Genomic DNA, 11654 nt, shown 5'->3' with positions numbered 1-11654 from the left:
TTAGGCGGCGGAACGAACCAGTTCGAAATGTGAGCGCACCGTTGGTGCCGCATCCGGCGTGCTGACAACCCCTGTCTTGATCAACGCTATCATGTGGCCGAGCACGGACATGGCTGCGGCCGGATGAAGGCGTTTTTCCACGTCGGCATACATGATCTCGACCATGGCCGGTATCGATGTCTCGCCCCTGCGCAGATGTTCAAGGATCGACGCCTCGCGGGCACGGCGGTGGCTGGCATACTCGGTAATGAACGTGTTGACGAAATCCTTGCCGCGCACCGGGTTTCCATGCGTCGGCCAGAGGGTTTCAAAGCCCATCACGCGGATCTTTTCCAGGCTGTCCATATAGTCTGCCATGTCACCATCCGGCGGCGCGACCACGGTCGTCGACCAGCCCATGATATGGTCGCCGGAGAGACAGGCATTCTCTTCGCGCAGGGCAAAACAGAGATGGTTGCATGTGTGGCCCGGTGTTTCGATCACATCGAGCGTCCAGCCGGGGCCTGAGAAACTGTCGCCGTCGCCCACTTTGACATCCGGCATGAAGCCAAGGTCATCGGCGCTGCCAAGCTCGCCCTTGGCCGTCGGCACACCGCAATTCTTCGCGTAGGTCTTGCAGCCGGCCCATTCCGCCATCGGCGCCGCCAGTGGCGAATGGTCCGAATGGCCATGTGTGACCAGCACGTGGGTCACGGTCTCACCTTCGAGCGCTTTTCTCAGCGCAGCGAAATGCGTCTCATCCATCGGACCCGGATCAATCACGGCCACTTCGCCATGCCCGATAATGTAGACGCCTGTTCCGACATAGGTGAAGGGGCCCGGATTGTTTGCGATAACACGGCGGATCAGCGGAGAGACCTGCTGCACCTCGCCATACTCGAATTCAATGCCGCGAACGTAGGGAATAGCCATGTGTAAATTCTTGAACCTCTTGCCGTGCCGGTCAGATCAACGTTTCTTCGGTGCGAACGCGCCGGCAAAAGCAACCGCCATGCGGCGGGTGGCCCGTAGCTTGGCGCCCAGCTTGAGCGCGACGGGCGGGCCCATGTCAGTCTTGTTCGCATCGACGATGTAGATTCGTCCGGATGTGCGATCACGTAGAACGTCCACGCCGCCCCAGTCCAGCCCGACCTCTGCAGCAAAGCGCTCAATCACAGCAATTTCATCCGCCGTGTAGCAGTTGCGAGGCTCGTCGAGCAAAACTTCAACATTCTCGTTCAGAAAGCGCCGATCAAGCCGCCGGCGCTTGCGAAAGACAATAATCGGTGTTCCGCCAACGATGCAGCATCGCAGGTCTTCGACCAGTCCGCCGGCAATCTCGTTGTCGACCAGCAGCTGGTAGGTCTTGCCCTCAACCGGCGCATCGAGCGGTCCCTCGAGTACGCGGCCATCATGTGCCGCGTTCAATTCGGATTTCTCGACCATGCGGCCTTCATATGTGGTCGGATCGACCCTGAGCGTATAGCCTGCGGCGCGTGCGAATGCCTCAGCCACGGTCGTCTTGGATACGTCCTGGCACCCGAAATTCACGAGGCGGGCACATTCGCGGACGGGTGGCACGGCATTGTTCGTTTCGGTCGAATCATCAAACTGGAAGACGATATCGGCCGTGCACACGTCGTCGATCAGCTTGGCGCCGGAAACGTGCATGACCGGCCAGATAAAGTACCATGGCCGCGGCTTGTCGGGATAAAAAGCGATGGTGGGGCGCTTGTGGCCCGTCACGCGGCGCCATGTGCGCCATGTCTGGGCGAAGAAATAGAAGCAGAACCAAGTGAAAATGCTGTGGAGGAGCGACAGATCGGGCACGATCCGGTGCCCGGTCTTTTTCACCAGGATGGTGCCTTCGTCATACTTGAAATCGGTAATCCAGAGACGTTCCGACATGGCGTCAACTCCTGCGGCGGGACAGCCAGACGGCATCCCCCTCGTTTCGCCCTGCCTCGCACGGCGCCTGTTCACTGACAACACACTTAATGCGGCGCAAACGTGAAGATTTGCTCACAATCTTTCCCTCCGGGATTCGCTAGAGCAGCGTCTCCAGACTCGAAAGATCGTATCCTGCTGCGGCCGCAGCATCAATGATGTCGCCCGCAGCCCCCTGCCCGGCCTGTGTAAGGGCCCAGGCGGTGATGCAGCGCGTGCCCGTGCGACAATACGCCAGAACAGGCTGGGGGGCCTCGTTCAGGATATTCGACATCCGCTCGACGATTTCCGGCGTTGGCGCCCCCGAAAACGGCAGGGCCGCAAAGCTGAGGCCAAGTGATTCTGCCTTTGCGCGGATGGCGCCCATGCGCGGCTGGTCAACGCCGCTCTCGCCGTCGGGGCGATTGACAACAATGGTCTTGTAGCCTGCCGCCGCGATTTCCTCGACATCGTCTTCAGTGATTTGGGGCGCGACTGAAAAAGCGTCTGTAACGCGTCGAATATCTGCCATGGGTCATATCCTGAATGTTGGCGCAGTCTTGATCGGCTCTGTACACAAGCTAAGGAGGATGGTGCAACCTTCCAAGCTTGCGGGTTGAACTTTCGCCGACAGACCAGTCACAATTACAGAAAGCCACTCTCCCTTGTCATCCCTGCAGAGAGCTCTCAGCCGCGTTCCATGGGCCTACACGTTCAGGCGCCTGCTCATCGCGATCCCGACCATGCTCGCCATCATCACGATGGCGTTCCTGATGATGCGCGCTGCCCCGGGCGGCCCCTTTGACGGCGAACGCAAGCTGCCAGCCGCGACCGAACAGGCCATCGCCGCCAAGTTCGGCTTCGACAAGCCGCTTCACGAGCAATATTTCAACTATGTCGGCGGCGTCCTGCAGGGCGATTTCGGCCCTTCCTACAAGACCCTCGGCAAGAGCGTGAACGACCTCATCGCCGACGGCCTGCCAATCTCGCTCACCATCGGGTCGCTGGCCATGCTGCTGGGCCTCGGCCTCGGCACGCTGCTCGGCGTATTTGCGGGGCTGAGACAGAACACGGCGGCCGATTTCAGCGTCATGGGCGTCGCGATGGCGGGGATATCCATCCCGACCTTTGTGACTGGCCCCATCCTGATTCTGCTCCTGTCCCTCGGTGCGGGGATATTCGCCGTGGGCGGCCTTGGCCAGTATCCCAATATCGGCATGAACTGGCACAATATGACCCTGCCAGTGGTCACGCTCGCGCTGCCGCAGATTGCCATCATATCCCGCCTGATGCGCGCCTCGATCATCGAGACCATGCGCTCAAACCATATCCGTACCGCCCGCTCCAAGGGCCTGTCCGAGCGCCAGGTCATCGTGCGCCACGCGCTGCCCGCTGCCATGCTGCCGCTGATCTCCTATGCCGGCCCGGCCATGGCCCGCGTGATGACCGGCTCTGTCGTGATCGAGAAGATTTTCGGCCTGCCCGGCCTCGGCTCGTATTTCGTCAATGGCGCGCTCAACCGGGACTACACGCTCGTGATGGGGGCGATCATTGTCTATGCCGGCCTGATCGTGATCCTGAACCTGGTGGCCGACGTGCTGTATGCGGTGCTTGATCCGAAAGTGAAGTACGACTGATGACCGACATCGATCCCCTGCTCGACCCGACCGGTCGCATCGCCCCCATGAAACAGGCCATCATTGGCGGCCGGTCCCTGTGGGACGATGCCCGCGCGCGCCTGTTCCGCAATAAGGCCGCCGTGGTCTCCATGTGGATCCTCGGGGTGATCGTGCTGATCGCCGCCCTTGGCCCAATCCTATGGGTGCATGATTACAAGGCCATCTCGGACGCGCGCACCATCGCGCCCACCATGGACAACTGGCACATTCTCGGCACCGACATCCAGGGCCGTGACCTGCTGGCCCGCCTGATGATCGGCCTGCGCATTTCGCTCATGGTCGGCGTCGTCGCCACCGCCGTCAGCCTCGTCATCGGCGTCACATGGGGCGCAACCGCCGGCTATCTCGGCGGCCGGGTCGACAATTTCATGATGCGCATCGTCGACGTGCTCTACGCCCTCCCCTTCATCTTCTTCGTCATCCTGCTGCTCACCGTGTTCGAACGGAACATCGTGCTGATCTTCGCCGCCATCGGCGCCATCGAATGGCTGACCATGGCGCGCATCGTGCGCGGCCAGACACTGGCCATCAAGGGCAAGGAATTCATCGAGGCGGCCCGCGCATCGGGCGTGTCCCGGCGCGCCATCATCATCCGCCACATCCTGCCCAACGTGATCGGCCCGGTCGCCGTCTATGTCACGCTGACCATTCCGGTGGTGATCCTGGCAGAAAGCTTCCTGTCCTTCCTCGGCCTTGGCGTGAACGAACCGCTGACATCGCTCGGCGTGCTGATTTCCGAAGGCGCGAAGACGATGGGCGAGAAGCCCTGGATGCTGCTCGCGCCCGCCATCACCATGGCGGTCACGCTGCTCTGCCTCAACTTCATCGGCGACGGCCTGCGCGACGCCCTCGACCCGAAGGAGCGCTAGAGCCGCTTCTCCATTGCGAAATTGAAGATTTCCACACCGCCGATCTCGAACGTCCGGCGATGCAGCACCGCGAAACCCTGCTTCAGGAAGAACCGCCGCGCGGCCGCACTGGCCTCCACATGGAGACACTCCATGCCCGCAGCCCGCGCGGCCGCCTCAAGGTGCGCCAACAGGCGGGCTACGGCGCCCGTCCCGGCAATGGCCGGCGAGGCGTAAAGCAGATCGATATGCCCATCCGCCTCAAGGTCCGCAAACGCGAAGGCGCAACGGCGCGCATCGGAAAGCACCCAGACCTTTCGGCCGTCCCCCAGGCGCCCGGCCAGGACGTCCGCAGACGGCACCCGCGCAAGCCAGGCCTGTACTTGCGTGGCGCTATAGTCGGATGGCCCGATCACCGCGACGGCCTCGCGGAATATCTCCGCAAGCCTCGGTACGTCATCGTCCACACAGGCCCGCACGGTCAGCGCGCCGAGAGGCTGGAGCATACTCCCGTCCCTGCAACGGCGCCTAGTTCAAACGCACTTCGATTTCGTCGAGCAGGTCACGCACGCGTTTCGCGTTGGCACCAAGGTCCGACAGGCCGACACGGCTGACAGAGCGCACATCGATGCGCGACCCGTCGCCCTCGGGCATGACGCGGATCAGAACATCATCCTTGAAGTCAAACCAGAACGAGCTTTGCGTCGCCTCGATGCTGCCGGATTCAATGTCGCTGGTGACAATCGCCCAGCCGCGCGCGTCCACTGCCTCAAGCGCCGCATTGAATGCCATGTCATAGGAGGCGGCAGGCACGACCAGCGTGTCGAGCGCCGGATAAGGCGCCTGCTTCGCGGATTTGTGCCGCGCGGGATCAAACTCCGCCTCTGCCTGCAGGTCAGACACAAGCCGTCCGCCCATGCCCGGCCAGCGGGCATCTACCGCTTCGGGCACGACAGGCGCATCCTCGATCGTGTTGAGCGCGCCCGTCGACGTGCGCGCGGCCAGGATCGCCTCGGACGGCTGGATCGGGTTTGACCAGTCGGTCTGGACTTCATGGATGGGTGGCAGCCGCTCAGCCTGCCCCTTGAACGCCAGTACCCGCCCGAACGCCAGCCCCGACACGAGCAGGGCCGCGAGCGCGAGCATCAGGGCCTGTTTGCGGGGCGCCTTGATCAGCGCGATGATGATGGCAATGACGGATAGGCCCAGCGCGGCCATCAACAGCAGCGGCCCCCAGGAAATCGTCATCGTGCCAAGGCCGAACTGCCAGCCCCACAGGCCAAGCTTGGTGCCGACGGCCGCCGCAGCGAACCAGAGGATCGAAAACAGCGACAGCCCGAGCGCAAATCCGGCAAACTTGCCGCGCCATCCCGCGTCCTGTGTCTCTTCATTTGTGCTGGTCATGTGCGTTTCTCCCTCGGCTTTCCCATCAGATAGCGCGGCCCGCCCGCTTTGTCGCCCCTGCCCTTATCCGACAGTTTTTGCGCCACGTTCAGTAACATTCGCGGCATGGCTCAGAAATTTATCCGACAGCCGACGGATAGCCGTATCATGGCGGGTAATGTCGCTGCTCTCGCCCCCTGCCCATGTGCCCGCCAATCTTCTGCCGATCTGGCCGTGGATCTGGCTGCAGCACCAGCTTCTCCTCGCCTGGGTCCGGCTGACCTATGGGCGCGGTTATCAGTTTTGCTGGGGCGTGACCCATGCCAGGCGCGTCGTGCTGGTCTGGATCGATCTTGATTCGCGTGACCGCACGAACGTCCTGCCCGCGCAATCACCCGCCTCCCGGCGCCTTGCCGACGCACTCAGCGGGCGGGATTTCACGCCCGCATTCCTCTGCCTTGCGCCCGCAGCCCGTCCGGCCCGCATCCCGCCATCGGCCAGACCGCGCCGGGCCGCATCGCGCACGCAGGCCCTGCCGCTGCCGGATTCCTGACCAGGCAGCGCAGCTTTTAAAATTCAGTTTCGCCCTCAAGCGCCTTCACGGGCGCCGCATTTGCTGCCGAGATGTCAGGCTGTCGGCAGCTTGTAGTCCTTGAAGGTCTCGCGCAGGGCCAGCTTGTTGATCTTGCCCGTCGCGCCCAGAGGGATCTCGTCCACAAAAGCCACATCGTCCGGCGTCCACCATTTGGCGATCTTGCCTTCGAGCGATTGCAGCACTTCTTCCTTGGTCGGCGTTTCGCCCGGCACGGCCTGCACGATCAGCAGCGGCCGCTCGTCCCATTTCGGATGGTAGATGCCGATGGCCGCTGCGTTCGCCACTTTCGGGTGGCCGACAGCGATGTTCTCGATGTCGATGGATGAAATCCATTCGCCGCCGGACTTGATCACATCCTTGGCGCGGTCGGTGATGGTCATCGTGCCGATCTCGTCAATCGTGGCAACGTCACCGGTATCGAAGAAGCCGTCCGGGCATAGCACATTGCCGCCATCGCCCTTGAAATAGCCCGCAGCAATGGCCGCGCCACGCACCATGAGACGGCCGGACGTCTCGCCGTCGCGCGGCAGCTCCTTGCCATTGTCGTCAACGATGCGCAGCTCGACGCCAAAGGGCGGACGGCCCTGCTTCATCTTCTGGTTCATGCGCGTGTCGATATCTGCGTCCATCAGGTGCGGCGGCAGCGTACCCAGCGTGCCCAGCGGCGATGTCTCGGTCATGCCCCAGGCATGCACGACATCGACTTCATAATCCTGCTCGAAGGCGCGGAGGATTTTCTCCGGAATGGCCGAACCGCCGATCAGCACCTTGTTGAGGTACGGCAGTTTCAGATTGTTCTCCTGGAGGTAGTTCAGCAGCATCAGCCAGACAGTCGGCACAGCTGCCGTGATCGAGACCTTTTCGGTGTCGAGCAATTCATAGATCGATGCGCCATCCATCTGTGCGCCCGGCATGACCATGTTGGCCCCCGTCGCCGGGCAGCTGAGTGCCAGGCCCCAGGCGTTGGCATGGAACATCGGCACCACCGGCAGCACCACATCGGCCGCACCCATGCCCATCGCATCCTTCGACATGGTGACCAGCGTGTGGAGCACATTGGAGCGGTGCGAATAGAGCACGCCCTTCGGGTTGCCGGTCGTGCCGGATGTGTAGCACAGGCCGCAAGCCGTGGTTTCCGGGAAATCGCCCCAGCGGCATTCGGTGGAGCGCCCATCGATCCAGATATCGAACGGGATCGCACCCAGCGTGTTTTCCGGCATCGTGTCCGCGCCGGCAAAGATGACGAAGGTTTTGACCGTCAGGAGATGGTCCTTGATGGCTTCGACAATCGGCAGGAAGGTCTTGTCGAAGATCAGCACCTTGTCTTCGGCATGATTGGCGATCCATGCGATCTGTTCGGGGTGCAGGCGCGGATTGATCGTGTGCAGCACGGCGCCAATGCCCATCGCGCCATACCATGACGCCATGTGGCGCTCGGAATTCCAGCCCAGCGTGGCGACCCGGTCACCGAGACCGATATTGATATCCTTGAGCGCGTTGGACACCTGTTTCGACGCGTTGAAGAGGTCTGCATAGGTCGTGCGGACGATATTGCCTTCCACGCGGCGGGTGATGATCTCGCGATTGCCATGCTGCACATTCGCATGTTCAAGGATCTTGTTCACCGTCAGTGGCCAGTCCTGCATGATGCCTTGCATCGGTATTCCTCCTCCATATGCCCAAGGGGCCGTGTTTTCTTCGTTGTCGTCGGGTTTATTCGCGCTATTGCTGCAGCGCAAGGAACTAGGAGCGCGGCATGTTGAGAATTACGTTATCGATAGCGGCACTGGCCACCCTCGCGGCCTGCGGGGATATATCCCAAAAGGCGAATCCTGACGCAGCCGACGACCCGGCCCTGTCGGCCTCCGCACCCGCGCTACCGCTGCCTGACTATTTCGACTGTGTCCGCCAGAACAAGGGCGTGCTGATCGCCGCCCACAGGGGCGGCCCTGCGCCGGGCTATCCGGAAAACACGCTGGAGACGCTGCAATATGGCTTCTCGCAGGGCATCCGCGTGTTCGAAATCGACGTTGCCGAGAGCCGCGATGGCGTATTGCTGCTGATGCATGACAACCGGCTGAACCGCACCACGACCGGCGACGGATACGTTGCCGACACTGACTGGGCGACGCTTTCGGGCCTCAGGATGATCGATAATGACGGCCAGCGCACGGACTTCCAGCCGCCCAAGCTGACCGATGTCCTCCTCTGGGCGAAGCAATCCGGCGCCATCCTCGAACTCGACCGCAAGCCGACCACCAGCTTCCGCAATATCGCCTCCGCCGTGCGGGCCGCCGGTGCCGGAGACAATGTGCTGATGATCTCCTATTCAGATGCCGAAGCCGCCGAGATCGCCGCCGCCGATCCGGCCCTCATGCTGACCGCCTCCGCCAGGGGATCGCGCGACATAGGCCGCCTTGAAGCCCTCGGCGTCGACCGCACCCGCCTCGTCGCCTGGACGGGCACCAATTCGCCGGACTATGCCGCATGGGCCCGCAACCTGAAGGAAGGCGTCGAACCCGCCTTCGGCACACTCGGCCGCAGGGGTGAACGTCTCGACGATCTGTATTGGGCCGACGGCGATGGCAGTGAATACCGGGAGCTTGTCGACAACGGCCTCGTCCTGCTCGCGACCGATGAGCCCTACCGCGTCGCCGCCGCTCTCACCTCCGATGACCTCGCCCGCCAGACATGCGGGCGTTGACGGACGCGCAAACCCGGCGTATCTGCGGCCCTGGTTTGAGACACCAGCCGCTCGCCGGGACGAAAATCCCGAAGGTGAAGATCTCACAGGCCCCGCAAGGCGCCTGTTCCCATCAGGATGCTGAACCTCTTCCAGCGGTCCTGCGGCAAGGCGAGCCCCCGCATTGACTTGACCGCTTCTGGACGACGGTAAAGGATCTGAACCCCATGTCTCCCACCATCACTACGCGTGAACAGGCCAAGGCCCGTGCGCGTGAAATCCGCGCCATGGAAACGCTGGCCGGTCACCCCATCTCGCATTCCGCTGCGCTTGAACGCGTCGCGGCCGAACTCGGCTATCGCGACTGGAACACCGCCTCGGCGCGCCTCTCGAACCTGCCCGAAGTGCCGGTGCAGGTGGGTGATCGCGTCAGTGGCCTCTACCTGAAAAAGCCGTTCGAAGGCGTCGTCATTGCCGTGCGCGACATCGGCGGCGGCGCGGCCTTCGAGGTGACGCTGCACTTTGACGAGCCGGTCGATGTGGTCGAGTTCGAGAGCTTCTCTGCCTATCGCCAGCGCGTCACCGCCACGATCTCGGCCGACGGCAGTTCCTGGTCAAAGACCAGCGACGGCCACCCGCACATGCGGCTGCTCTCCGTCGCGAACGGCATTGTCTGACGTGATCAGGGATAGAGCCGCGTGGTCGTCCAGTTATCGCCATCGCGCGTGTAACGCAGCCGGTCATGCATGCGGAACGCCTGGTCCTGCCAGAACTCGATTTCCGTCGGCGCGAGGCGGAAGCCGCCCCAGAATTCGGGACGTGGAATGTCCGGTCCATCGCCGTAGACTTCGGAGACTTCGGCGATGCGCTGCTCGAACACGGACCGGTCCGGCAAGGGCCGCGACTGGTCTGACGCGATAGCGCTGATCCGGCTCTGGGCGGCGCGGGAGGCGAAATACGTGTCGGCCTCGGCCTCGGACACGCGGGTAATCGTGCCGCGCATGCGCACCTGCCTGCGCAGGCTTTTCCAGTGCAGGCAAAGGGCAGCGCGGGGATTATCCGTCAATTGCCGGCCCTTCTGGCTTTGCAGATTGGTAAAAAAGGAAAAACCCGCATCGGAAATGTCTTTCAGCAGCACGATACGGACATCCGGCATGCCGTCCGAATCGACCGTGGCCAGTGACATTGCATTGGAATCGTTGAGTTCCTTCGCCCGTGCCTCAGCCATCCATTCCTTGAAATAAGCGATGGGGTCATCGGTAACCGCGATAAGCGGGCGGTCGCCGTCAGAAGCGTAATCTGCAGCGCTGGGGGACGGCGGAATGACTTTAGACACGATGACGGGCCCTCTTTGCGGATTTGTTAGGCGTCCTGTTTTCATATAGGAGGCAGCGAACTTAAACGAGGGCTGCGGCACAACATGTCACACAACACATTCGGTCACCTGTTCCGCGTCACGACCTGGGGCGAAAGCCATGGGCCCGCGCTCGGCTGTGTCATAGACGGCTGCCCGCCCGGACTGGCGCTGACACCTGACTGGATTCAGGGCTTCCTGGACAAGCGCCGCCCCGGCACATCGCGCTTCGTCACCCAGCGCCAGGAACCGGACGCGGTGAAAATCCTGTCCGGCGTGTTCGAGGATGACCGCACCGGCGGGCCGGTGACAACGGGAACGCCGATTTCACTGATGATCGAGAATACCGATCAGCGGTCCAGGGATTACAGCGAAATCCGTGACCGCTATCGTCCGGGTCATGCCGATTTCTCCTATGACGCGAAATATGGTGTGCGGGACTATCGTGGTGGCGGGCGGTCAAGTGCGCGGGAGACGGCTGCGCGTGTGGCCGCGGGGGCGGTGGCAAGGTGTGTGCTGGGGGGCGTGACCCTGCGCGGCGCTGTCGTCCAGATCGGACCCCACGCCGTGGATCGGTCGAAATGGGACTGGGATAGTGTCGAGCAGAATCCGTTCTGGTGCCCTGACCGGGACATGGCTGCTCAATGGGAAAGCTTCCTCGATGAGACCCGCAAGGCTGGCAGCTCGGCGGGGGCCATCGTCGAAGTGCATGCCAGCAGCGTTCCTGCGGGATGGGGCGCGCCGGTCTATGGCAAGCTGGACGCCGAGCTGGCCGGCGCGATGATGAGCATCAATGCCGTGAAGGGTGTGGAGATCGGTGCAGGATTTGCCGCAGCGGCCTTCAGCGGCGAACAGAATGCCGACGAGATGCGCGCGGGCAATGACGGCGTGCGCTTCCTTTCCAACCATAATGGCGGCGTCGCGGGCGGCATCTCAACCGGACAGGACGTGGTCGTGCGCCTTGCGGTCAAGCCGACCTCCTCGATCCTGAACGAGGTGAAGTCCATAACCCGCGATGGCGAGGATGTTGATGTGCGCACCAAGGGCCGCCACGACCCATGTGTCGGCATTCGCGCCGTGCCGGTGGCCGAGGCGATGATGGCCTGCGTGCTGGCCGACGCAAAGCTGCGCCACCGGGGCCAGACAGGGCGCTGAATGCGCGCTATGACCGTCTGTAACCGTCACATTATATTCATATTCCTCCCAA

General features: G+C 62.6%; 13 protein-coding genes. 6 read left to right on the top strand and 7 right to left on the bottom strand.

The window, feature by feature from the left end; genetic code table 11:
- From ACQ66M_RS13235 to ACQ66M_RS13225, 3 genes are all read right to left on the bottom strand, one after another.
- Complete coding sequence (locus tag ACQ66M_RS13235) at positions 1-912, bottom strand: MBL fold metallo-hydrolase (RefSeq protein ID WP_430404442.1); 912 nt, start codon at positions 910-912, stop codon at positions 1-3.
- Between the two features lie 36 nt (positions 913-948).
- Positions 949-1887 carry a hypothetical protein gene (locus ACQ66M_RS13230; RefSeq protein ID WP_430404440.1) on the bottom strand — a complete coding sequence of 313 codons (939 nt, stop codon included), beginning with the start codon at positions 1885-1887 and terminating at the stop codon, positions 949-951.
- 139 nt (positions 1888-2026) lie between these two features.
- Positions 2027-2437, bottom strand: coding sequence for a TIGR01244 family sulfur transferase (locus ACQ66M_RS13225; RefSeq protein WP_350171367.1), 411 nt, complete (start codon positions 2435-2437; stop codon positions 2027-2029).
- A gap of 133 nt (positions 2438-2570) precedes the next feature.
- On the opposite strand from ACQ66M_RS13225, the gene ACQ66M_RS13220 reads away from it, so the two are divergent.
- Together ACQ66M_RS13220 and ACQ66M_RS13215 are read left to right on the top strand one after the other, a co-directional pair.
- Positions 2571-3542 (top strand): ABC transporter permease, encoded by a 972-nt coding sequence (locus tag ACQ66M_RS13220; RefSeq protein WP_350171368.1) that lies wholly within the window; start codon positions 2571-2573, stop codon positions 3540-3542.
- Positions 3542-4453, top strand: coding sequence for an ABC transporter permease (locus tag ACQ66M_RS13215; RefSeq protein WP_430404438.1), 912 nt, complete (start codon positions 3542-3544; stop codon positions 4451-4453). Before ACQ66M_RS13220 ends, ACQ66M_RS13215 begins: the two co-directional genes overlap by 1 nt.
- On the opposite strand, the gene ACQ66M_RS13210 is transcribed toward ACQ66M_RS13215, so the two are convergent.
- Both ACQ66M_RS13210 and ACQ66M_RS13205 read right to left on the bottom strand, forming a co-directional pair.
- The gene (locus ACQ66M_RS13210) at positions 4450-4938 is read right to left on the bottom strand and encodes a GNAT family N-acetyltransferase (RefSeq protein ID WP_350171370.1); all 489 of its coding nucleotides are present in this window, start codon (positions 4936-4938) and stop codon (positions 4450-4452) included. The two genes, ACQ66M_RS13215 and ACQ66M_RS13210, sit on opposite strands and share 4 nt — an antisense overlap.
- Positions 4939-4960: 22 nt before the next feature.
- Positions 4961-5836: a DUF1499 domain-containing protein gene (locus ACQ66M_RS13205; protein ID WP_350171371.1), complete on the bottom strand. Its 876-nt coding sequence runs from the start codon at positions 5834-5836 to the stop codon at positions 4961-4963.
- Positions 5837-5993: 157 nt separating this feature from the next.
- On the opposite strand from ACQ66M_RS13205, the gene ACQ66M_RS13200 reads away from it, so the two are divergent.
- Positions 5994-6368, top strand: coding sequence for a hypothetical protein (locus tag ACQ66M_RS13200; protein WP_350171372.1), 375 nt, complete (start codon positions 5994-5996; stop codon positions 6366-6368).
- Between the two features lie 74 nt (positions 6369-6442).
- Here ACQ66M_RS13200 and ACQ66M_RS13195 read toward each other — a convergent pair whose 3' ends face one another.
- Positions 6443-8068 carry a long-chain-fatty-acid--CoA ligase gene (locus ACQ66M_RS13195; RefSeq protein ID WP_350171373.1) on the bottom strand — a complete coding sequence of 542 codons (1626 nt, stop codon included), beginning with the start codon at positions 8066-8068 and terminating at the stop codon, positions 6443-6445.
- 98 nt (positions 8069-8166) lie between these two features.
- Here ACQ66M_RS13195 and ACQ66M_RS13190 point away from each other — a divergent pair, with 98 nt between their 5' ends.
- Positions 8167-9114 (top strand): glycerophosphodiester phosphodiesterase family protein, encoded by a 948-nt coding sequence (locus ACQ66M_RS13190; protein ID WP_430404437.1) that lies wholly within the window; start codon positions 8167-8169, stop codon positions 9112-9114.
- Between the two features lie 206 nt (positions 9115-9320).
- The gene (locus tag ACQ66M_RS13185; protein WP_350171375.1) at positions 9321-9770 is read left to right on the top strand and encodes a glyoxalase superfamily protein; all 450 of its coding nucleotides are present in this window, start codon (positions 9321-9323) and stop codon (positions 9768-9770) included.
- A gap of 5 nt (positions 9771-9775) precedes the next feature.
- Here the strand turns inward: ACQ66M_RS13185 and pdxH are convergent, their stop codons facing one another.
- Positions 9776-10432, bottom strand: a complete 657-nt coding sequence (gene pdxH / locus ACQ66M_RS13180) for a pyridoxamine 5'-phosphate oxidase (RefSeq protein ID WP_430405173.1) — start codon at positions 10430-10432, stop codon at positions 9776-9778.
- 81 nt (positions 10433-10513) lie between these two features.
- Between pdxH and aroC the strand changes: the two genes are divergently transcribed.
- On the top strand, positions 10514-11602 hold the full coding sequence (aroC, locus tag ACQ66M_RS13175) for a chorismate synthase (protein WP_430404435.1): 1089 nt from the start codon (positions 10514-10516) through the stop codon (positions 11600-11602).
- Positions 11603-11654: the final 52 nt, after the last annotated feature.

It is taken from the genome of Hyphomonas sp. (genome assembly GCF_965284475.1).
In the GTDB taxonomy this organism is placed as follows: domain Bacteria; phylum Pseudomonadota; class Alphaproteobacteria; order Caulobacterales; family Hyphomonadaceae; genus Hyphomonas.
Note: the sequence above shows the minus strand (reverse complement) of the source record. Positions and strands in the feature narration are given on the sequence as shown.